The organism is Pseudohaliea rubra DSM 19751 (assembly GCF_000764025.1).
Classification (GTDB): Bacteria; Pseudomonadota; Gammaproteobacteria; order Pseudomonadales; family Halieaceae; genus Pseudohaliea; species Pseudohaliea rubra.
Genome location: NZ_KN234745.1, coordinates 15,954 through 38,301, shown reverse-complemented (window position 1 = coordinate 38,301; position 22,348 = coordinate 15,954). Strand labels below are relative to the sequence as shown.

Genomic DNA, 22,348 nt, shown 5'->3' with positions numbered 1-22,348 from the left:
TCCGAACGGTCACCGCCGACAGTTGGGGAGGCGGGTGCCGGCGCGCCCGCGTGGGCGCATATTATGCCAGCTTCGTCCGGAGGTTAGAAGGGAAAGCGCGCCTCAGGCGGCGCGCGACAGCAGCATGTTGCGGATGTGGCCGATGGCCCGGGTGGGGTTCAGGCCCTTCGGGCAGACGTTGACGCAGTTCTGAATGCCATGACAACGGAAAACACTGAAGGGATCATCCAGCTTGGCGAGCCGCTCCTCCGTCGCCGTGTCCCGGCTATCAGCCAGGAAGCGGTAGGCCTGGAGCAGGCCGGCGGGGCCGATGAACCGGTCCGGATTCCACCAGAAGGACGGGCAGGATGTGGAGCAGCAGGCACAGAGGATGCACTCATAGAGACCGTCGAGCTTCTCCCGCTCCTCCGGTGACTGCAGCCGCTCGATGGCCGGCGCCGGCGTGTTGTTCTGAAGGAAGGGTTGCACCTTCTCGTACTGCTGATAGAACAGGCCCATGTCGACCACCAGATCCCGGATTACCGGGAGCCCCGGCAGCGGCCGGATCACCAGCTTATTGCCCCTCACCGCCTCGGAGAGCGGCGTGATGCAGGCGAGACCGTTCTTGCCGTTGATATTCAGGCCGTCGGAACCACACACGCCCTCACGGCAGGAGCGACGGTAGGTTACCGTGCTGTCCTGCTCGGCCTTGATCTGCTCCAGCACGTCCAGGACCATAACGTCCTTGCCGCCGGTGTCCACCTGGAACTCCTGCATGCCGGGCTCGGCATCGGTCTCCGGGTTAAAGCGATAGATACTGACTTGCAACATCGGTCTGCCCCTCAGTAGGTCCGCACTTTCGGCTGGAAGGTATCGACAGTGCGCGGCGTGAAATTCACCGCCCGCTTGCCGACCCGCCGCTCCCCGGGAAAATACAGGGAATGGCACAGCCAGTTCTCATCATCGCGCTCCTGGAAGTCCTCGCGGGCGTGAGCACCGCGGCTCTCGGTGCGCTGCTCGGCGGCCACGGCCGTGGCCTCCGCCACGTCGAAAAGATTCTGCAGCTCGAGCGCCTCGAGCCGGGCCGTGTTGAAGGCCTGGGTCTTGTCCTCGAGGTGCACGTTGGCAATCCGCTCGCGCAGCTCGTCGAGCTTTCCGATACCGTCGCGCATGAAATCGCCCTTGCGGAACACGCCGAAGTGGTTCTGCATGACGCTCTGCAGTTCCTTGCGCAGGTCCGCCGCCTTCTCGCCGCTGCTGGATTCATTGATGCGACGCAGGCCTCGGGTGGCCTCATCGATATCGTCAGCCGCGGGTTCGCGCAGCTCGATGCCCTCGCGCAGGGCGCTCTCGATAAAGAGCCCCGAGGCGCGCCCGAACACGACAAGGTCGAGCAGCGAGTTGCCGCCCAGGCGGTTTGCACCGTGCACGGACACGCAGGCCACCTCGCCGCAGGCGTAGAGCCCCGGGATGATCCGGTCGTTGCCGTCGGCGTCGATGGTAAGCGCCTGGCCATGCACATTCGTGGGAATTCCGCCCATCATGTAGTGGCAGGTCGGCACCACCGGGATGGGCTCCTTCACCGGGTCTGCGTGCGCGAAGGTACGCGACAGCTCGCAGATACCCGGCAGACGACTCTCGAGCACCTCCTCGCCGAGGTGGTCGAGCTTCAGGAAGACGTGGTCTGCCTCGGGACCGCAGCCGCGGCCCTCGAGAATTTCCAGCACCATGGAGCGGGCGACCACGTCGCGGCCGGCGAGGTCCTTGGCATTCGGCGCGTAGCGCTCCATGAACCGTTCGCCATCCTTATTGATGAGGTAGCCTCCTTCACCGCGGCAGCCCTCGGTCACCAGGGTGCCGGCGCCATAGATACCCGTGGGATGGAACTGCCACATCTCCATGTCCTGCATGGGGAAGCCGGCACGCAGGGCCATGCCCACGCCGTCACCGGTATTGATGTGCGCATTCGTGGTGGAAGCGTAGATGCGCCCTGCCCCGCCAGTGGCGAAAACCGTGGCCCGGGACTTCACAAAAACCGTTTCGCCGGTCTCGACGCAGATGGCGATGACGCCGACTACAGCGCCGTCCTGGTTCTTGACCAGATCAACAGCGAACCACTCGTTGAGGAAGGTGGTCTCGTTCTTCATGTTGTTCTGGTAGAGCGTATGCAGCAGTGCGTGGCCGGTGCGATCCGCCGCAGCACAGGTGCGCGCTGCCTGACCACCCTCGCCGAAGTTCTTCGACTGACCGCCGAAGGGGCGCTGATAGATCCGGCCCTCTTCCGTGCGGGAGAAAGGCAGGCCCATATGCTCAAGTTCAAAGATCGCTTCGGGCCCGACACTGGTCATGTACTCGATGGCGTCCTGGTCTCCGATATAGTCCGACCCCTTGACCGTGTCATACATGTGCCAGCGCCAATCGTCATCGGGGTCGGAGCTGGCGATCGCGCAGGTGATACCTCCCTGAGCCGATACCGTGTGTGACCGCGTCGGGAAAACCTTGGAGATCACCGCCGTTTTGTAGCCCGACTGGGCCAGCTGCAGCGCAGCGCGCATGCCGGCGCCGCCGCCACCGACGATCACCCCGTCGAAGGTAATGGTACGCATTCCTGCCATGGTTGAAGTCCTAGTTGCCCCAGAGGATCTGGACGCCCCAGATCACGTAAATAAACAGCAGCAGGCTGATGCACAGCTGCAGGCCGATGCGCAGCACGTTGCCTTTAGTGCCCATGAGCCGCTCCGTCAGGTAGTCCGTGAGCACGGACCACATGCCGATCCAGGCGTGAGCCGCGAGGGACAGCACCGCCAGGAGCGTGAACACCCGCATCCAGGCGGTGGCGAAGAGCGCCTGCCAGCCGACGTAATCGATACCGCTGGCGACTACCCAGCCGATCAGGATGAAATAGGCGAGCAGCACGACCGCACTGACCCGCTGCAGGAGCCAGTCGGACAGACCCGACCGGCCGAGACTCGTGACTGCCGTTACCATAGCGAAACCCCCAGGAGTACGGAAATGATCACGGACGCGGCAATTACCAGGCGCGAGCCGAGAATACCGCCCTCCATGCTCTCGCCAATACCGAAGTCCATGACCAGGTGCTTGATGCCGGCGAGACTGTGATAGATGAGCGCCGTTCCCACCGCCCAGAGCGCGACCTTCGCCGGCACACTGCCAAGGAGCTCGCCCAGGCGCGCGAAGCCCTCGGCGCTCGCCAGGCTGATATCGAGGGCCCAGAGCATACCGAAGCTGGCCGCGAACAGGACCACGCCGGAGATCCGGTGGCTGATGGAGGCCCAGGCGGTGATGGGCAGGCGCATGCTGCCGATGTCTAGATTGACGGGACGGTTATCCTTCACAGTACTTTTCCGTTGTTGTCCGGCTGGGTGGGCGCCCGGCGACAACTGCAGCCGGTGCTCGAAAATTGCGGGCGAATTATATTGGGTGCCCCCGGGAAAAACAATCAAGGCGCCTGGATGTCCGTGCTTCGACCAGAGGCAAACGTTGACGACCGGGCCCTGCCTGCAAAGCTCAAACGCTTTGCCGGCGGGGCTCCGTGCGGCCCCGTGCGCGTTGACAAAACCGCCTTACTCTCTATAGTTGGGCCCCCACTGACCAGCGCATCGGGACCCTCTATGAGCGACATGAAAGCAACCCTGAAGGTAGACGGCATTGATGAGGCGATCGACCTCCCGGTACATGAGGGGACCATCGGGCCGCGGGTCGTTGACGTGGGCGCCTTGACCGCTAACGATCTGTTCACCTACGACCCGGGTTTTGTATCCACAGCCGCCTGCGAATCACAGATCACCTATATTGATGGCGCCAAGGGCGTGCTTCTCCATCGCGGCTATCCCATTGATCAGCTCGCCGAGCACTCCGACTATCTTGAGACCTGCTACCTGCTGCTCTACGGGGAGCTTCCGGACAAGGATCAGAAAGAAAAGTTCGTGCGCACGGTGCACAACCACACCATGGTCCATGAGCAGATCCGCACCTTCTATAACGGCTTCCGCCGTGATGCTCACCCCATGGCCATCATGTGCGGCGTGGTCGGCGCCCTGTCCGCCTTCTATCACGATTCCCTCGACATCTCGGACGAGCACCACCGGCAGGTAGCCGCCTTCCGCCTGATCGCGAAGATGCCGACGCTGGCCGCCATGAGCTATAAGTTTTCCATCGGTCAGCCCTTCATGTATCCGGACAACAGCATGGGCTACGCCGAGAACTTCCTGCACATGATGTTCGGCACCCCCTGCGAGCCGAGCCGGATCTCGCCCGTGCTCGCAAAGGCCATGGACCGCATCTTCCTGCTTCACGCCGATCACGAGCAGAACGCCTCCACGTCGACGGTACGCCTCGCCGGCTCTTCCGGTGCCAACCCCTTTGCCTGCATCGCCTCGGGCATCGCAGCGCTCTGGGGCCCGTCCCACGGCGGTGCCAATGAAGCCGTACTCAACATGCTGGAAGAGATCGGTGATGTGTCCCGCATCGACGAATTCGTGGCCCGTGCCAAGGACAAGAACGACCCGTTCCGCCTCATGGGCTTCGGCCATCGGGTATACAAGAACTTCGACCCGCGGGCCAAAGTCATGAAGGAAGCGGCCGACGAGGTGCTGGCGGAGCTGGGAATGGAAAATGACCCGCTCCTGGCCATCGCCAAGCGCCTCGAGGAAATCGCTCTCTCCGACGAGTACTTCATCGAGAAGAAGCTCTACCCCAACGTCGATTTCTATTCAGGCATCATTCTCAAGGCCCTGGGCATCCCCACGAGCATGTTCACGGTGATCTTCGCCGTAGGCCGCACCGTCGGCTGGATTGCCCACTGGAACGAGATGATCTCCGGCAGCTATCGCATCGGCCGTCCGCGGCAGCTCTACACGGGCTATGCGCAGCGCGACTACCTGCCCCTGGACAAGCGCTGACGGGCGCCCGTTCATGCATGAGGTAGTCATCAGCGGCACGGGGCTTTATACCCCGCCGGAAGCCATCAGCAACGAGGAGCTGGTGGCCTCCTTCAACGCCTGGGCCGACCGCTACAATCGCGAGCATGCCGAAGCCATCGCGCAGGGCGAGCTGCCCCCCCAGGCTCACAGCTCCGTCGAGTTCATTGTCAAGGCCTCCGGCATCCGCTCGCGCTACGTGGTGGATAAAGCCGGTGTTCTGGATCCGGAGCGTATGGTCCCGGCGATTCCGGAACGCCCGGATAGTGAACCTTCAGTCATGTGCGAGATGGCGGTCGCCGCAGCGCGCGACGCCATGACCGCCGCCGGTATCGGGCCCCAGGACCTCGACGCGGTGCTCGTGGCGGCCTCCAACATGCAGCGCCCCTATCCCGCCATCGCTGTCGAAGTACAGGACGCGCTCGGGGTCCGCGGCTGGGGCTTTGACATGAACGTCGCCTGCTCCTCGGCGACCTTCGGCATCCAGCAGGCCCGGGACGCCATCGCCATGGGCAGCGCACGCGCCGTGCTCATGGTCAACCCGGAGATCTGTACCGGGCATCTCAATTTCCGCGACCGAGACTCGCACTTTATCTTCGGGGATGTGTGCACGGCGGTGGTTCTCCAGCGCGCCGACCTGGCGACCAGCGCCGAGCAATACGCGGTCGTCGACAGCTGCCTGCAGACCCTCTATTCGAACAACATCCGTAACAACTTCGGTTTCCTCAACCGGGCGGATCCGCGCGGCATCGGCAAGGCGGACAAACTCTTTGTGCAGGAAGGACGCAAGGTGTTCAAGGAGGTCTGCCCGGCCGTGGCCGTGCAGATCACGGAGCAGCTTGAGCGCCTTGCACTGCCGGCCGCCGACCTGAAACGCCTGTGGCTGCACCAGGCAAACCTGAGCATGAACCAGCTCATTGCCCGTCGCGTCCTGGGTCGGGAGCCCACGGAGGAGGATGCGCCGACGATTCTCGACGAGTATGCGAACACCAGCTCGGCGGGCTCTGTTATCGCTTTCCACAAGCACCGGGCGGATTTTTCCTCCGGCGATACCGGAGTGCTCTGTTCCTTCGGCGCCGGCTACAGCATCGGCAGCGTGGTGCTGCGCCGCCGCTAGGGCAGGTCGCCGGCCCCCCCGACCCCGCACCACGCCTCCACCGCTGCCAGCAGGCGGTCCATCTCCTCGTCGGTACCGATGCTGATGCGCAGGTACTCGTCGATACGCGGCCGGTCGAAGTAGCGTACGATAATGCCCTCCTCACGCAGCGCCGTGAACAGGGCCCGCGCTGCCCCCCCCGGTACACGGGCGAAGAGAAAGTTCGCCGCCGATGGCAGCAGCGCAAAACCGAGCGCCCCGAGGCTCACCGCCACGCGCTCACGGGTGGCGACCACGCGACGACGGCAGTCCTCGAACCAGGCGCGGTCCTCAAAGGCCGCTACAGCCGCTCGTTGAGCGATGGCATCCAGGGGGTAGGAATTGAAGGAATCCTTGACCCGGTCGAGGCCTTCGATCAGCTGCGCGTCGCCGAGGGCAAAGCCCACCCGCAGCCCCGCCAGAGCGCGGGACTTGGACAGTGTCTGCACCACAAGCAGGTTCGGATAGCGATCGACAAGGGCCGCGGCGGACTCACCGCCAAAGTCTATATAGGCCTCATCCACTACCACCACACAATCGCTGTGACCGGCGATCAGGCGCTCGATCTGATCGAGCCCCAGCAGTCGGCCGGTCGGCGCGTTAGGGTTGGGCAGAATGATACCGCCGCAGTCCGCGGGAAAGGCATCAACATCAATAGCGAGTTGCGCGTCCAGCGGCACGCGCTGCGCCTCGATACCATAAAGGCCGCACCAGACCGGGTAGAAGCTGTAGCTGATATCCGGGAAGGCCAGCGGACGGGGGTGCTTCAGAAGCCCGAGGAAGGTATGGGCCAGGACCTCGTCGGAGCCGTTGCCAACAAACACCTGCTTCGCCGCAAGACCGAACTCAGCCGCAATTATCGCGCGCAGAGCGCTGGCATCCGGATCGGGGTAGCGGCGCAGGCTGTCGCCATCGGTGTCGGCAACCGCCGCCAGCACCCGGGGCGAGGGCCCGTAGGGACTCTCATTAGTGTTCAGTTTGACCAGGCGGGGATGCCGGGGCTGTTCCCCGGGGACATAAGGGCTGAGGCCGCGCGCGACCTCGCTCCAGAAGCGGCTCACGGCGTCACGTTCCCCGGCGACGGTTCCTCCGCCTCCGCCTGCATGTAGGCTAGCAGCTCTGCAGGCTCCATGTGCCGCACGTCGAGCCCACGGGCGAGATAAATAACCTGCTCGGCAATGTTGGCCGCATGGTCGCCGATGCGCTCCAGGGCCCGCAGCGCCCAGAGCTCGTTGAGGATAGGACCGATATTGCGCGGATCCTCCATCATGAAGGTCACCAGGCTGCGCATGGCGGAGTGATATTCCGAATCCACTCCCTCGTCGTCAACGACGACGTTGACCGCCATGGCGACATCCTGCCGTGCAAAGGCATCCAGCGCACTGCGCAGCATCGCTCCCACGTGTTTACCGATACGGCGCACCTCCGGCGAGCCGCTGCGCGCCGGCGCCTGCTCCGACAGCGTGATGGCCTGGCGGGCGATCTTGGTGGCCTCATCGCCGACGCGCTCCAGGTCCGTCGTGACCTTGGCGACAGCGATAACCAGGCGCAGGTCACTGGCCGCAGGCTGGCGCCGGGCGAGGATACGGGAACACTCCTCGTCAATGCGCACTTCCATGGCGTTCACTTCCTCATCGGCGGCGATGACCGCTTCGGCCTCACCACTGTCCCGGGTCAGCAGCGTCTCCACGGCCCGGGCCACGGCCGCCTCGACGCGGCCACCCATTTCCAGCAGGTGATTGCGCACGGCCTCCAGCTCGGCATTGAACTGGCCGGAGATATGTTGCCTGTGATTGTCGCTCTGCAAGGGGGTCTCCCGTTGACCGCTCATCCGTAGCGGCCGGTGATGTAGTCTTCCGTCTGACGCTGCTCGGGGTTGGTAAAGAGTGTATCCGTTTCCCCGAACTCCACCAATCGTCCCATGTACATAAAGGCCGTCATGTCTGACACCCGGGCCGCCTGCTGCATATTGTGAGTGACGATGACGATGGTGTAGCGCGTCTTCAGCTCATAGATGAGTTCCTCAATGCGCAAGGTGGAGATCGGATCGAGGGACGAGGCCGGCTCGTCCAGGAGAAGCACCTCCGGTTCTACTGCGATGGTGCGTGCGATGACCAGGCGCTGCTGCTGACCGCCAGACAAGGCCAGGGCACTGTCATCGAGCCGGTCCTTCACCTCGTCCCAGAGGGCCGCCGCACGCAGGGCTTTCTCCACGGTCTCGTCGAGAGCCCGCTTGCGGCTGATGCCCTGAATCCGCAGACCGTAGGCGACATTCTCGTAGACCGTCTTGGGGAACGGGTTCGGGGCCTGGAACACCATGCCCACCCGCCGCCGCAAGCTGGCCACATCGACCGCCGGGCCGTGGATGTCCTCCCCGTCCAGGCGGATACTGCCGCTGATGCGACAGCTCTCGATAAGGTCATTCATGCGATTGAAGCAGCGCAGGAGGCTGGACTTGCCGCAGCCGCTGGGTCCGATGAAAGCGGTCACCCGCTGTCGGGGGATGGCAAGATCGATACGATCGAGCGCCGGGGCAGCGCTACCTTCATAGTGGAGAGACAGGCGCTCGGCGACCAGCGCCGCCCCCTCCGCGGAGACGCGTTGGGCCGGTGCGCGGCGCAGCGCCTGGACGTTGATGGAATGTTCGGGCATGAGGCTTGAGCCTATCAGGTGTCCAGAGACTTGTACCGCTCCCGCAGCCGGTGGCGCAGGATCACGGCCGCGAGATTCAGCACGAGGATGATAGCGACCAGCAGGAACGCCGTGGCGAACACCAGGGAGCGGGTGGCGTCGGGGTCCGGACTGTGAAAGCCGATATCATAAATGTGGAAGCCGAGATTCATGAACTTCTGTTCAAGATGCAGATAGGGAAAGTGCTCGCTGACGGGCAGGGTCGGCGCCAGCTTGACCACGCCCACCAGCATGAGCGGCGCGACCTCGCCAGCGGCCCGGGCCACGGCAAGGACCAGACCGGTCATCATCGCCGGGGTCGCCATCGGCAGCACCACTCGCCAGAGCGTCTCGGCTCGTGTCGCCCCGAGGGCCAGACTCCCCTCGCGCACGGACCGCGGAATCCGGGCGAGCCCCTCTTCCGTTGCTACCACCACCACCGGCAGCGTCAGCAGCGCGAGGGTGAGCGAGGCCCAGAGCAACCCCGGGCTGCCGAAGGTCGGGCTGGGCAGGCGGTCGGCGAAAAACAGGCTGTCAAGCTCACCGCCGAGCACGTAGACAAAGAAGCCGAGGCCGAAAACCCCGAAGACCAGCGACGGTACCCCGGCGAGGTTGTTGACGGCGATGCGCACCAACCGCGTCAGCGGCCCCTGGCGGGCGTATTCGTGCAGGTAAACGGCCGCAAGCACACCGAGCGGCGTGACCAGAACCGCCGTGAGGAGCACCAGGGCCACTGTGCCGAAAATCGCCGGGAACACGCCACCGTCCGTATTACCCTCCCGGGGGGCGCCGCTCACGAAATCCCAGAGGCGCTGCAGATAAAGGCCGACGCGGGCGGGGAAGGCCAGGGCATTGGGCTGGTAAGCCCGCAGAACGGTCGCCAGCGGCTGCTCCACCCGCTGCCCGTTCGCCAGTGCCAGCCGTAGCACATAGCGATCGACCACGGCACGCAGCACTCGACGCTCCGTCTCCAGCTGCGCAAGGGTTTTCAGAACCTCGTCCACGCCCGAGGCGTCGTTGGCAGGAAGACGGGCAAGCGCTGTGCTCGCCGCTGCCAGGGGGCCCTGCTCAAGCGCGCGCAACCGCTCCCGCGCGATGGCAGTCGCCTCCAGAGCCTTTGCCAGCGCCGCACGCAGCGCCGGACCGTCACCGTCAACCTGGGTAACGTCACCGTCCCGGAGCGCCAGCGGATAGCCGAAAAGCGGCCCCCATTCACTGCGCTCGAGCACCGTTGCCGACGGCGGCATATGCTGCTCGAGAATGTCCGACGCGAGCACCCAGCGAAATTCCGGGGCGCCGAGATCGCGGTTGCCCAGACGCAGGAGGAGGCGCTCGCGCACAGCGGACCCGGGGCCCGGGTCCCTCCCCGCCTCGCGAAGCTGGGCCACGGGTACCTCGCGCCGGGCTACGACATGGCCCAGTAGGGTATCGCCAGCCCCCGCGCCGGCACGGAGTTCCAGAGCCCAGAGAGGCCCCGGCCAGAAGTGTCCGAGCCCCTTGACCGTCAGCAGGGCAACCAGGCCGAGGACCGCTACAAGGGCGAGGGCCGCTGCGCCGGCGGCCAGCCATTCGAGGGCATCGCTGCCCTTGCGGCGCAGTGAGGCGCGCAGGCGCTCGCGGAGCAGGGGACGATGGGCGTGCTCCACCACGTCAACCTGCCGCATAGCGGTAGCGCAGGCGCTGGCGCACCAGCTCCGCGATGGTGTTGATGACAAAGGTAAAGGCAAAGAGCAGCAGCGCCGAGAGGAACAGAACGCGGAAGTGCGTACTGCCGACTATCGCCTCCGGCGCCTCCATGGCGATATTTGCGCTCAGGCTGCGCAACCCGGTGAACGGATCGCCGTCGAGGATCGGGGTATTGCCGGTCGCCATGAGCACGATCATGGTTTCGCCGATGGCGCGGCCCAGGCCGATCATCAGCGCCGAGAAGATTCCCGGGCTCGCCGTGGGCAGAACCACTCCCGTAAGGGTCTGCCAGCGCGTGGCGCCGAGAGCAAGACTGCCGTAGGAGAGACTCCGGGGCACGGAGAAAATCGCGTCCTCGGTGATGGAGAAAACGGTGGGCAGCACAGCAAAGCCCATTGCCATGCCCACCACCAGTGCGTTCCGCTGCTGGTAGACGATGTCGAACTCCTGTTCCAGCCAGCGGGCGAGGTCACCGCCGAACAGAACCGCCTCTATGGCCGGACTCGCGGCCACACTCGCCCAGGGCAGCAAGGCGACCACGGGCAACAGGAGCAGGGGCCGGGCACCGAGAGGCACCCGTCGGCGCCAGCGCCGCGGCAGCGATGACCAGAGCCCGCCAACCAGTACGACGCCCAGCACGAGCACCAGCGGCGCCGCGAGCACGCCAGCCAGCGCGTCTTCTACCCGCGGCGCCAGCCAGAGCCCGGCAATGAAGCCGAGCACCACCGTGGGCACCGCTTCCATGAGCTCGATGCCGGGCTTGACCAGCCGACGCAGCGGCCGCGCCATGAAATAGGCTGTGTAGATCGCGGCAAGCACCCCCAGCGGTGCGGCCAGAAGCATCGTGTAGAGCGCTGCCTTGAAGGTACCCAGGGCGAGCGGAGCGAGGTTCAGCTTTGGCTCATCGCTGGCCCCGGCCGGCGATGACTGCCAGACCCGCGCCGGCGCCGGGTAGTCCGGATGCCAGGTTGCTGACCAGAGGGAACTCACGGATACCTCCGGGTGCGGATTGTGGAGCCGGTAGTGGTGAACCTCGGAACCCACACGCACGGCGAGGACCGTGCCGTCCGCGGAGACTGCCACAGCCTCTGCACCGGCGGCCCGGGGCAGCCGGGTCGCCAAAAGACGCCGCTCCGCGCGCGTGTGCCAGAGTTGCAAGCGCCCGTCGGCGGCGAGCGCGTAGACCACCGCACGCCTCGGTTCCGCGAGCAGCCAGCGAACGGGGAGGCCGCCGCTGTCGAGGCGACGAAAGCGCACCCAGCGCTCACCGGGGCCGGCGCTGCTGCGTCCGAACTCCACCAGGCCGCCATCATCCATGGCCAGCAGTACCGCGCGCCCGTCCGCCAGGCGGACACTCGACTCCACCGTCCCCGCCAGCAGGCCCTCCTCTGCCAGCGTTGCCAGCAGTGCCTGTGGTGCCGGGTCCGGCCCCTGACCCCGGGCAAGCAGCGGTCCCTCGCCGGCCGGTTCGCTGTGGCTGTAGCTTATGGACGCAGGCTGAGCCAGCGGCAGGACTTCCCAGAACAGGTAGAGCAGCATGAGGAGGATAGTGCCGAGCACGCCCGCACCGGCGGCGGTGACGATAAAGCTGGTACCGTGATCAAACCAGCGACGCTGACGGGCGACGCGGCTGTCGGCGAGGCGGCTCACAGGCCCAGAGCCTGGCGCTGCTCATCGATGAGCCCCGCCGGGAGGGGCACATAGCCGTCCTGAAGCACCAGCCGCTGACCCTCCCGGGAATAGACAAAGCGGAAGAATTCACGCTCCAGCGGTGCAAGCGGGCGCCCCGGTGGCCGGTTCACGTAGCTGTAAAGGTAGCGCGCCAGCGGGTAGCGACCACTCGCGGCGGACACCGCCGTGGGCACCAGTGCCGGTCCCTCACCGTCGCTGACCGCCAGGGGACGCACGCCGGCGCTCTCATAGCCCAGGCTGGAGTAACCGATGGCGCCGAGGGAGGCGCCGACCGCCTGCACCACGGAGGCGGAACCGGGAAGTTCGTTGACCAGCGGGTGAAAATCGCCATCGCAGAGCACCTCGCTGCGAAAATAGCTGTGGGTACCGGAGGCGGTATTGCGGCCGTAGGCAACGAGCGGGCGCCGGCGCCAGCTGCCACCGAGCCCCAGGTCTCCCCAGTGGCTGAGGCTGCGGCTCGCGCCGCAGCGCCGGGTGCTGGAATAGATCGCGTCGAGCTCTTCAAGGGAGATGGCGCGCAGCGGGTTGTCCTGGTGCACGAACACCGCAACCGCATCCACGGCGACCGGCAGCGCCGTAGGCGGATAACCGAAGCGCGCTTCGAAAGCTGCCACCTCCCGTGCCGACATGGCGCGGCTCATGGGACCAAGTTCCGCCGTGCCCTCCACGAGCGCCGGCGGCGCCGTCGCCGACCCGGCTGCCTGCACCTCCACCTTGACCGCCGGGTGGTAGGCGCTGAACGCCCGCGCCCAAAGCGACATGAGGTTGGCAAGGGTATCGGAGCCAGCGCTGCTCAGGCTGCCAACCAGGCCCGGGGCCGGTTCGTAGGACGGCAGGGTCCGGTCGGCCAGCGCCGGGACCGCAAGCAGGGCCAGCAGCAGGCTCGCCAGGCGCAAGGGCCTGCCGCGGCCCATGATCAGTCCGGAAAGGCCAGGGTAAAGGCGCTGCCCTCCCCCGGTTCACTGTCGATGCGGAGCTCAGCCCGATGCGACGCGGCCACATGCTTGACGATGGCGAGGCCCAGACCGGTGCCGCCGGTCGCACTCGAGCGACTCTCATCGACCCGGTAGAAGCGCTCCGTGAGCCGAGGCAGATGCTGCTCCTCGATGCCCGGCCCCTGATCGACCACTGACAGCAGTAATTCCTCTCCCTCCCGGCGCCAGTGCACCAGCACCGGCTTATCGTCGGGGCTGTATTTGAGGGCGTTGAGCACCAGATTGGAGATGGCGCTATGCAGCTCGCGGTAATCGCCGGCGACGCCGTCCCGCGTATCCAGGCGCAGGGCCACCACGCGCTCCGGGTGCGAGTGAGCCAACTCGTCCCGCAGTTCCTCGACGAGCCCGGCGATATCCACGCGCTCGGTTTTCTTCTCGCTGCGCACACTCTCGATGCGCGACAACCACAGCAGGTCGTCGAGGAGGTTTTCCATGCGCCGGGCCTGCAGCTCCATCTGCTCCAGGGGCTTGTGGAAGCGCGGATCGAAGCGATCACCGGCCGCCATGAGCGTCTCGAGGTAACCCTTGAAAACCGTGAGCGGCGTGCGCAGCTCGTGGGAGACATTGCCAACGAAGTCCCGGCGCTGCTGCTCGAGCTGCAGCATGCGCGTCACGTCGCGCACAAAGAGCAGGAAGTCTCCATCTGCAAAGGTGGTGATTTCCATCTGCAAATAGCGCTGCCTCCCGCCTTTCAGCCCGACCTGCAGGGAGCGGGAGAAATCACCGCCGACGAAGTACTCATGAAACTCGGGCAGCCGGACCAGGTTCAGGATCAGCTGCCCCCGGTCCCGGGGGTACTCGAGGCCCAGCAGTGTCCGCGCGGCCTCGTTGCACCATTCGATGGCGCCCGCCTGGGTGAGGATGACCACCCCGTCGCGCATGGAAGCGAAGGAGCTCTGCAGATAATCAACGGTGGACTGAAGCCGGCTGCGCGCCTCGCGGTTCTCCCGCTGCAAGCGGTAGATCGTGTCGTAAACCACACCCCAGATGCCGAAACTCTCCGGCGGCGTCTGCTCCGGGTCCTCGAGCCAGCGGCGCATACGCCAGATCTGGTAGAGCCACACCAGGCTGACTGCAGCGAGGCCCACGGTAAGCATGGCCAGCGGATACCCGAACAGCCAGCCGGCGACCGCCGACGCGGCGAGCACCAGCAGGAGCTTGCGCAACTCTCCACGCCAGCTACCGGCCAGATTCACCCGGTGGGAGCCCCCCGCGCAGAGAAACGGTAGCCGGTGCCGCGGACGGTCTGAATGAGGCCGCTGTAGTCCTTCGCGCCCGCGGAGAGGGCCTTGCGCAGGCGTCGGATATGCACGTCGACGGTACGCTCTTCGACGTAGACATTGGCACCCCAGACCTGGTCAAGGAGCTGGTTGCGCGTGTAGGCGCGCTCCGGATGGGCCATGAAAAACTGCAGCAGATTGAACTCCGTCGGCCCCATGTCAAGCGGCTCGTCGGCAAGGAACACACGCCGGCTCTTGCTGTCGAGTACCAGCTCGGAAACCTGCATACGCTCGTTGGCCTCGGCGCCGCCGGCGCGACGCAGCAGCGCCTTGATCCTGGCGATGAGTTCCCGCGGCGCAAAGGGCTTGGTGATGTAGTCATCGGCGCCGACATCGAGACCCTGGATGACGTTGTCCTCGGCGGTCTTCGCCGTCAGCATGATCACCGGCATCTCCCGGGTGGCCTCGTCGCGCTTCAGGCGCCGGAGCAGCTCGATACCGCTGCCGCCGGGCAGCATCCAGTCCAGCAGCACGATGTCCGGGCGCTGGTCGACAACAATGGCGTGGGCGTCCTGGATGTTATCGGCCTCGAGGCAGCGGTAGTCGACGATCTCGAGGGCCATGCGCAGCATGTCGCGGATAGCGAATTCGTCGTCGACCACCAGGACGGTGCGATCACTCATGGCACGGTAACCTGCAAGGGAATTCGTTCGCGAAGTCTGCCGATGCACTGTGACAATAACATGACAGATCGGGCCCTTTTTGCAACCGGAGCGTCACAGGCTGCGGCGTCGGCGTCTGGAGCGACCCTGTCTGGAGCGGCCCTGTCTGGAGCGGCCCCGTCTGGAGCGACCCTGTCAAAACCAGCCAAAGAGCCACCAGCCATCGTCCTCAAGGTCTTTCTGACAGGCGGCGAGCTGGCCGCTATAGAGGGTGGCCCGACGCTCGACCTTGCGCGCCACGGAAAGCAGCCATTGCTTGCGCGAGAAGCTGCCCCGGGCGAAGCCTCCGTGGCCCTCGTGGTACGCCAGGTAGAGCCGGTAGGCGTCGTCCGGGGCGATCCCATTGCGCTGCCTCGACTGATGGTTGTACCAGCCGATGAAGTCGATGGCATCGCCGAAATCATCGCGGTCGGCGCCGTAGTTACCGGCGCTGCGCTCATAACCGCGCCAGGTGGCTTTCAGCGCCTGGCTGTAGCCGTAGGAGTCGGAAGGCCGTGGACCGGGTATGAAGCCGAAAATTTTCTTCCGCGGCGGTTTGGCCTTGGCGACGAACCGCGACTCCTGGTGCATGATCGCCATCAACACCGGGATCGGGCTGCCCCAGCGCTTGCTGGCGTCCTGCGCATCGTCGTACCAGCCGCGCTTTTCCCGGAAAATCTCGCAGACGTTGTCCAGGTCGCGTGGCGGCGCCGTCGCACAGCCGGCAAGGACCGCGAGCAGCGCCAGGGAGAGCAGCAGCCTCACGCGTGTTCCCCGTGCTCATCGAGCATAGCAAGAAAGGCCGCTTCGTCGATTATGGGGACCTCGAGCGCCTCGGCCTTCGCCAGCTTCGAACCGGCCCCGGGCCCGGCGACCAGGGTGTGCGTCTTCGCCGAGACGCTGCCGGCCACGCGGGCCCCCAGCGCCTGGAGCGCAGCACCGGCCTCCTCCCGGGTCATGCGCTCGAGCTTCCCGGTGACCACCCAGGTCTGCCCGGCCAGCGGTGCGCGATCCGCCGTCGCCTCGATTTCCGACCAATGCACGCCCGCCTTCCGCAGTGCGCGAACCACCGCCTGGGTCGCACAATCATCGAAAAATTGCCGCAGGTGGTCTGCAACCACGGGACCGACATCGTCTACCGCAAGCAAGCGCTCTTCCGAGGCCTCCGCCAGCGCCTCGTAGCTGCCGAAAGCATTCGCGAGGGAACGTGCGGTGGCCTCGCCCACTTCGCGGATCCCGAGGGCATAGAGAAAACGCGGCAGCGTCGTAAGCTTGCTCTTTTCGAGGGCTGCCAGCAGGTTGTCGGCGCTCTTCTCGCCCATGCGATCCAGAGTGCGCAGGTCGTCCCGACGCAGCCCGTAGAGATCATCCACAGTTTCCACCAGACCGCGTTTCACCAGCTGCTCCACCAGTTTGTCGCCGAGTCCGTCGATATCCATGGCCCGGCGCGAGGCGAAATGGCGCAGGGCGGCCATGCGCTGGGCGGGGCAGACAAGACCCCCGAGGCAGCGCAGTACGGCGCCGCCCTCCTCCCGCTCCACGGCCGAGCCGCACACGGGACAGGCCGTGGGCGGCACGATCGGCGTCGCGTCCTCCGGGCGCCGCTCCGCCACCACGGAGACCAGCTGGGGAATGACATCACCGGCCCGGCGAACGATCACCGTGTCGCCGACCAGGACGCCGAGACGCTCGACCTCATCGAGATTGTGCAGCGTGGCGTTGCTCACAGTCACGCCGCCGACGAACACCGGTTCGAGCCGCGCCACGGGCGTGATAGCACCGGTGCGTCCGACCTGGAACTCCACGGCCAACAGGCGCGTCAGCTCTTCCTCAGCCGGGAACTTGCGGGCGATGGCCCAGCGCGGAGCCCGGGCGACGTAACCGAGGCGCCCGCGCAAAGCAAGGTCATTGACCTTGTAGACAATGCCATCGATAGCGTAAGGCAGGTCCGCCCGCCGCGCCTCGAGGCGGCGGTAGTAGTCAAAGCAGCCGTCGATACCGGTCACCAGGGCCGACTCGCTGTTGATGCGCAGGCCCCAGTCATGCAGGCGCTGCATAAGCTTCCAATGGTTGTCCGGCAACGTGCCGCCGCTCACCTGCCCGACGCCGTAGCAGCAGAGCTGCAGCGGTCGCTGGGCGGTGACCCGGGAGTCGAGCTGGCGGAGACTGCCCGCCGCTGCGTTACGTGGATTGACGAAGCCTTTTTCACCGCGTGCGGCCGCTTCGCGGTTCAGCTGCGCGAAGCCCTCGTGGAGCATATATACCTCGCCGCGGACCTCGAGCTCCGCCGGGTAGCCACTGCCCCGCAGGCGCAGCGGGACCGAGCGGATGGTGGCTACATTGTCTGTAATGTCCTCGCCCGTCGTGCCGTCACCACGGGTAGCTGCACGCACCAGGGCACCGGCGCGGTAGAGAAGGCTCACGGCGACGCCATCGAGCTTGGGCTCGCACGCAAAGTCCAGGGCTGCCTCAGGGGTGCCGAGGCGATCAAGAACCCGCCGGTAGAACTGCTCGAACTCTTCGTCACTGAAAGCGTTGTCCAGGGAAAGCATGGGCTGCTCGTGGCGAACGCTGGCGAACGCCGCGAGCGGCTCCGCCCCGACCCGGCGGGTCGGGGAATCCGGGCGCAGGAGCGATGGATGCTGAGCCTCGAGCATCTGCAGCTCGCGCAAAGCGCGATCGTATTCGGCGTCCGGGACCGAGGGCTGGTCGAGCACATGATACTGGTAGTTCCAGCGCTCCAGGGTCTCGCGCAGTTCTGCTGCCCGTGCCTCTGCTTTCTCCGCCACCGCTGGTGTTGGCACTAGCGGCTTCCGGCGAGGAGACGCCTCTCGAGATCGCGGATCTTCTGGCGGCTGTGTTCGAGGGACTGGCGGGTGAGCGCGCTGCGGGACTCGTCATACACCTCACCACCGAGATTGCGGGCTACAGCCTGGGCCGTTTCGAGCATGTAGTCGAAGGCCTTCATCATGTCCTCGGGACCCGGGAGCGTCACGAAGAACAGGAGCCCCGGCGTGGTCAGATCGCTCATGCGATCAATGTCGAACACCCCCGGCTGCATCATATTGGCGACGCTGAACTGGATCTGACCGCGGCCGGCGGCCTGCTCATGGCGATGAAAAAAATCCATATCGCCGAAGCGAAGGTCGCAGGCCAGGAGAATCTGCAGGATGTCGTCGCCACGGAACCCCGCCGGATCCTTCGCAAAGACGTGCAGGAGAAAGACTTCCGGGGTTTCGCCCCGGGGCAGCCGGCCGGCATCGTCCCCGGCCTGTGCTTCCGGTTCGTCCGCGGCCGACAGATCCTCAAGCCAGTCGAGGTTGCCGGGCTCTTCGTCACGCTCGCTGGTGGTAACACCGCTGACCAGACCATCATCCGCCCGGGCGCCCCCGGTACTCCTGCGCGCGCGGCTCTGCCGGGCCGCCGGTTTCCCACCGGGCTCTACAGCCCCGGCAGCACTGTCGGTGGTCTCTGGCGCCCCGGCCGCGGCAGCATCCGCGGCGGCCTGTACGGCTTCGTCATGGGCACGGGTGACGCGGACCAGATCCTCCCGGCGGATGACCCGGGCGCCCCCATTGGGCAATTCCTGGAGCACGCTGGGGTGCTCCTGCGCCGGCTCGTCATCGTCTTCGCAGACCCGCCGCAGCTTTACACGCACCTCGGCCTCGCGCTCCGCGCGCACCCGTCGCCACGCGTCCACCAGCACCGCTGCAATCAGCAGCACGCCGATGATGACCATCCAGTCGCGTATCGTCAGCTCCATGCGTCAGCGCCCAGTTCGCCGTCAGCTTGCCGCCAGTTCCGCTGCTTCCTCCACGTCCACGGCCACGAGGCGAGACACCCCGGGCTCGTGCATGGTGACACCGAGCAACTGGTCAGCCATTTCCATGGTGATCTTGTTGTGGGTGATAAAGATGAACTGCACCTTCCCGGACATCTCCTTCACCATGCGAGCATAACGCCCTACGTTGGCATCATCCAGCGGCGCATCGACCTCATCGAGCATACAGAACGGTGCCGGATTGAGCTGAAAAATCGAGAAGACCAGCGCAATCGCCGTAAGCGCCTTCTCCCCGCCGGAGAGGAGGTGAATGGTGCTGTTCTTCTTGCCCGGTGGTCGAGCCATGATCGAGATACCGGTATCCAGGAGGTCGTCACCGGTCATCTCCAGATACGCGTTGCCGCCACCGAAAACGCGCGGGAACAGCTCCTGGAGGCCACTGTTTACCTTGTCGAAAGTAACCTGGAAGCGGCTGCGGGTTTCCCGGTCGATCTTGCGTATCGCAGACTCGAGAGTGGCCAGCGCGCTCTCGAGGTCCTCGTTCTGCGCGTCCAGGTACTGTTTGCGCTCCGACTGCTGGCTGTATTCGTCGATCGCCGCCAGGTTGATCGGACCGAGACGGGCAATACGCGCGGCAACGCGTTCAAGCTGCTGCTGCCAGCCGTCCCGCGTCGCGTCTTCCGGCAGGCCCTCGAGCACCGCCTCAGGGTCCTGCGCAAGCTCCTTGAGCTGGCGACCCACGTTCTCCCGCTGCACCTCCAGGGTCTGCCGTCCGAGGCGGCACTGCTCCAGCTCGGCACGGGCCGCAGCAATGCGCTGCTCAACGCCGGACCGGGCTTGTTCATCGCTGCGCAGGGCATGTTCGATTTCGGCGACGCGCTGGCGGGCCCCGGTCAGCTCCACCTCGGCCGCTGCGCGCAGCTGAAGCTGCGTCTCAAGCTCAGCCTCCAGCTCTGCCACGGGTGTACTGCTATCCTCGAGGCCGCTCGCCAGGGTCTCCTGACGCTCGCTGAGCTGCGCCACCTGTGCCTGGCTGCGGTCGATGGAGCTGCGGATGGTCTCGACCTGCGTCTGCAGCGAACGCAGACGCATGGCCGCCTGGTGGGCGCCGTCGCGGGCCTGCCGCGCCGCCTGACGGCAACCGTCGAGCCCGCCGCGCAGACGGTCGCGCTCGGAGAGCAGCGACTCGCGCTCACCCGCGTCGGCTTCCATCCGCTCGATCGCCTCTGCGAGTACCTGGCGGGCCTCGGCGATCGATGCCTGTTCGCTCTCGAACTGGCCGCGTGCATCAGCGGCATCACGGGCCAGCGCTGCCCGGCGAGCATCCAGCTGCTCGACGCGAGCCTCCTGCGCCTTGAGCCGGGCCGCGGCGTCGGCCTGGCGGCGGCTGGCGGCCTGCTGGTCACGCTGAAGCGCCTGCCGGGCACTCTCCAGATCCCGCAGCCGCTGCGCCTCGCCGGCCTGCAGCTCCTCAAGCTGGCGTACCCGGGCCCCCGTTTCCTCTACGGCGAGTGACAGCTCCTCCAGCTCCTGCTGGCGCCGGATAACGCCACCGGCTTCCGCCTCGCCCCGCCGCAGGGACAGCCAGTTTGGACCCAGCCAGAGGCCCTCAGGCGTGATCACGGACTCGTGACCCGCGAGCTCGCCGCGCAGCGCCAGCGCCTCGCTCTCGTCCGCGGCGGTGCGCACCGCCGCGAGGAGTCCGGCGACGCGTCCGCCGCAGCGTACCTGGGCAGCGAGCGTGCCGCCGGAAGCCGGCGTTGCTGCGCCCCGGGCAACCAGCGTGAGGTGGCCGGCCGCGAGGCCGTCAAGGCGCTGGCCCAGGCCGTCCAGGTCGTCGACGCAGACCGCGTGCAGGTAATCCCCGAGCACAGTCTCGACGGCCCGCTGCCAGGGCGCGGCTACCTCGAGCTGGGAAAGGAGCCGAGGAGCTGTCGCCAGGCCGTTACCGCTCAGCCAGTCGTCGGCCCCACCTGCGGCATCCTCCGCCGCCGCCTGCTGCAAGGCCTCCAGGGAGGACTGGCGTCCGCGCAACTGTGCGAGCTGGGAGCGCGCCGCGTCGAGTTCCCTGGCCAGGCGGGTACCCTCCTCCCGACTCACGGCAAGGTCGGCGGCGACAGCCTCTCCCTGCTCCTCATAACCGGCGATGGCGAGCTCGGCGTCGGCGAGCTCCTCACGCAGCGGCGCCGGGTCTTCCTCGCCGGCAGCCGGCGCCAGTTCCTGCTGCTCGCGGGCCAGCAGTTCGATCCGCGCCTGCAGACGCTTCAGGGCATGTTCAAGGTGCTGTATCCGGGACTGCTGCACTTCGGCCTGCTGCCGGGGTTCTGCAGCGCGATGATTGAATTCGTCCCAGCGCTGCTGCCAACCCTGCATGGCCTCTTCAGCGGCAGCAAGCGCCGTAGCGGCTTCCTCCGCCGCGGCGTCGAGTACTTCGCTCTCGGGCGCAAGCCCGGCGAGCTCCTCATCCCACGTCTCCAGCCGCTCGCGGTCTTCCCGCAGGTGCCGCTGAGCCTCCTCAAGGTTACTCCGGGTCTGAGCGAGGTCCTCCCGCAGCTGCCGGGAGCGCTCCTTCTGGTGCTGAATGCTCTGCTCGATCCGCGCGACCTCGGCACCGAGGGTGTAGTAGCGTCCCTGAACCTCGTTGAAGACATCGCTGCGCTCGGTCTGCTCCACGCGCTGCTGCTCGATCCGCGTATCGACCTGCTGGTGCTCGGCCAGCACCGCCTCCAGGGAAACCTCGAGCTCACCAACCTTGTGCGCACTGGCAGCGGCTTCGCTGTCGAGCTCCTTCCATTCCAGGGCGAGCAGCTGCGCCTTCAGGGTCCGCTCCTCTTCCTTGAGCGCGCTATACCGCTCCGCCGCCTGCGCCTGCCGCTGCAGGTGCTGCAGCTGGCGCTCGAGCTCGTCACGGATATCCGTGAGACGCTCGAGGTTCTCGAGGGTGCGGCGCATCCGGGATTCCGTTTCCTTGCGCCGCTCCTTGTACTTCGAGATGCCGGCGGCCTCCTCGATGAAGATGCGCAGTTCCTCCGGCCGGGACTCGATAAGGCGGGAAATCATGCCCTGTTCAATGATGGCGTAGCTGCGCGGGCCGAGACCGGTGCCGAGGAAAATGTCGGTGATGTCGCGGCGGCGGCAGCGGGTACCATTGAGGAAATACTCCGACTGCCCCTCCCGGGAAACCTGCCGACGCGTGGCGATCTCCGCGTAGCTGGCGTACTCTCCGCCGACGCCGCCGTCGCTGTTGTCGAAGATCAGCTCGATAGACGCCTGCCCGACTGGCTGGCGGTTCACGGACCCGTTGAAGATCACATCGGCCATGGACTCGCCGCGCAGGTTCTTGGCCGAGCTCTCGCCCATGACCCAACGTACCGCATCGATGATATTGGACTTGCCACAGCCGTTCGGGCCAACCACCGCGGCCATGTTGCTGGGGAAGGTGACCGTGGTCGCGTCGACAAAGGACTTGAAGCCCGAGAGCTTGATGGACTTCAGCCGCATGTCACGCCGTCAGTCGCGCTGGCAGTGCTTTGAGTTTTTACGGGAGCT

The 22,348-nt window shown here is 66.1% G+C and carries 18 protein-coding genes; 2 read left to right on the top strand and 16 right to left on the bottom strand.

The features are described 5' to 3' along the window. Window positions 1-102: 102 nt before the first annotated feature. Genes HRUBRA_RS00180 through sdhC form a run of 4 tightly spaced genes read right to left on the bottom strand, consistent with a single transcriptional unit; the run spans window position 103 to window position 3,335 of the window. The gene (locus tag HRUBRA_RS00180; protein ID WP_035513347.1) at window positions 103-810 is read right to left on the bottom strand and encodes a succinate dehydrogenase iron-sulfur subunit; all 708 of its coding nucleotides are present in this window, start codon (window positions 808-810) and stop codon (window positions 103-105) included. 11 nt (window positions 811-821) lie between these two features. Next, a complete protein-coding gene (gene sdhA, locus HRUBRA_RS00175; protein ID WP_035513346.1) occupies window positions 822-2,594 on the bottom strand; it encodes a succinate dehydrogenase flavoprotein subunit in 1,773 nt (590 codons plus the stop codon). Window positions 2,595-2,604: 10 nt separating this feature from the next. Next, entirely contained in the window at window positions 2,605-2,967 is a 363-nt protein-coding gene (gene sdhD, locus HRUBRA_RS00170) for a succinate dehydrogenase, hydrophobic membrane anchor protein (protein WP_035513344.1), read from the bottom strand. Beyond that, entirely contained in the window at window positions 2,961-3,335 is a 375-nt protein-coding gene (sdhC, locus tag HRUBRA_RS00165; protein ID WP_035513342.1) for a succinate dehydrogenase, cytochrome b556 subunit, read from the bottom strand. Before sdhC ends, sdhD begins: the two co-directional genes overlap by 7 nt. A gap of 276 nt (window positions 3,336-3,611) precedes the next feature. Between sdhC and gltA the strand changes: the two genes are divergently transcribed. Both gltA and HRUBRA_RS00155 read left to right on the top strand, forming a co-directional pair. Then, window positions 3,612-4,901 (top strand): citrate synthase, encoded by a 1,290-nt coding sequence (gene gltA / locus HRUBRA_RS00160; protein WP_035513337.1) that lies wholly within the window; start codon window positions 3,612-3,614, stop codon window positions 4,899-4,901. A 13-nt stretch (window positions 4,902-4,914) separates the two neighbouring features. After that, window positions 4,915-6,036, top strand: a complete 1,122-nt coding sequence (locus HRUBRA_RS00155) for a beta-ketoacyl-ACP synthase III (protein ID WP_035513336.1) — start codon at window positions 4,915-4,917, stop codon at window positions 6,034-6,036. Here HRUBRA_RS00155 and hisC read toward each other — a convergent pair. The 12 genes from hisC to smc form a co-directional block, all read right to left on the bottom strand. Further along, on the bottom strand, window positions 6,033-7,115 hold the full coding sequence (gene hisC, locus HRUBRA_RS00150) for a histidinol-phosphate transaminase (RefSeq protein ID WP_052094221.1): 1,083 nt from the start codon (window positions 7,113-7,115) through the stop codon (window positions 6,033-6,035). The two genes, HRUBRA_RS00155 and hisC, sit on opposite strands and share 4 nt — an antisense overlap. Continuing rightward, entirely contained in the window at window positions 7,112-7,861 is a 750-nt protein-coding gene (phoU, locus tag HRUBRA_RS00145) for a phosphate signaling complex protein PhoU (RefSeq protein WP_236629733.1), read from the bottom strand. Before phoU ends, hisC begins: the two co-directional genes overlap by 4 nt. 20 nt (window positions 7,862-7,881) lie before the next feature. Beyond that, entirely contained in the window at window positions 7,882-8,706 is an 825-nt protein-coding gene (pstB, locus tag HRUBRA_RS00140; RefSeq protein WP_035513332.1) for a phosphate ABC transporter ATP-binding protein PstB, read from the bottom strand. Between the two features lie 14 nt (window positions 8,707-8,720). Further along, entirely contained in the window at window positions 8,721-10,388 is a 1,668-nt protein-coding gene (gene pstA, locus HRUBRA_RS00135; protein ID WP_052094220.1) for a phosphate ABC transporter permease PstA, read from the bottom strand. Beyond that, a complete protein-coding gene (locus HRUBRA_RS00130; protein WP_052094219.1) occupies window positions 10,375-12,060 on the bottom strand; it encodes an ABC transporter permease subunit in 1,686 nt (561 codons plus the stop codon). The genes pstA and HRUBRA_RS00130 overlap by 14 nt, the downstream gene beginning before the upstream one ends. After that, window positions 12,057-13,016 (bottom strand): PstS family phosphate ABC transporter substrate-binding protein, encoded by a 960-nt coding sequence (locus tag HRUBRA_RS00125; RefSeq protein ID WP_035513331.1) that lies wholly within the window; start codon window positions 13,014-13,016, stop codon window positions 12,057-12,059. The genes HRUBRA_RS00130 and HRUBRA_RS00125 overlap by 4 nt, the downstream gene beginning before the upstream one ends. A gap of 2 nt (window positions 13,017-13,018) precedes the next feature. Beyond that, entirely contained in the window at window positions 13,019-14,293 is a 1,275-nt protein-coding gene (gene phoR / locus HRUBRA_RS00120; RefSeq protein WP_035513329.1) for a phosphate regulon sensor histidine kinase PhoR, read from the bottom strand. Beyond that, window positions 14,290-15,000 (bottom strand): phosphate regulon transcriptional regulator PhoB, encoded by a 711-nt coding sequence (gene phoB, locus HRUBRA_RS00115; protein WP_035513327.1) that lies wholly within the window; start codon window positions 14,998-15,000, stop codon window positions 14,290-14,292. Before phoB ends, phoR begins: the two co-directional genes overlap by 4 nt. A gap of 174 nt (window positions 15,001-15,174) precedes the next feature. After that, window positions 15,175-15,783: a transglycosylase SLT domain-containing protein gene (locus HRUBRA_RS00110; RefSeq protein WP_035513325.1), complete on the bottom strand. Its 609-nt coding sequence runs from the start codon at window positions 15,781-15,783 to the stop codon at window positions 15,175-15,177. After that, window positions 15,780-17,822, bottom strand: coding sequence for an NAD-dependent DNA ligase LigA (gene ligA / locus HRUBRA_RS00105; protein WP_035513322.1), 2,043 nt, complete (start codon window positions 17,820-17,822; stop codon window positions 15,780-15,782). Before ligA ends, HRUBRA_RS00110 begins: the two co-directional genes overlap by 4 nt. Then, on the bottom strand, window positions 17,822-18,781 hold the full coding sequence (gene zipA, locus HRUBRA_RS00100) for a cell division protein ZipA (protein ID WP_035513308.1): 960 nt from the start codon (window positions 18,779-18,781) through the stop codon (window positions 17,822-17,824). The genes ligA and zipA overlap by 1 nt, the downstream gene beginning before the upstream one ends. A gap of 21 nt (window positions 18,782-18,802) precedes the next feature. Further along, window positions 18,803-22,300 carry a chromosome segregation protein SMC gene (gene smc, locus HRUBRA_RS00095; protein ID WP_035513307.1) on the bottom strand — a complete coding sequence of 1,166 codons (3,498 nt, stop codon included), beginning with the start codon at window positions 22,298-22,300 and terminating at the stop codon, window positions 18,803-18,805. Between the last annotated feature and the right edge of the window lie 48 nt (window positions 22,301-22,348).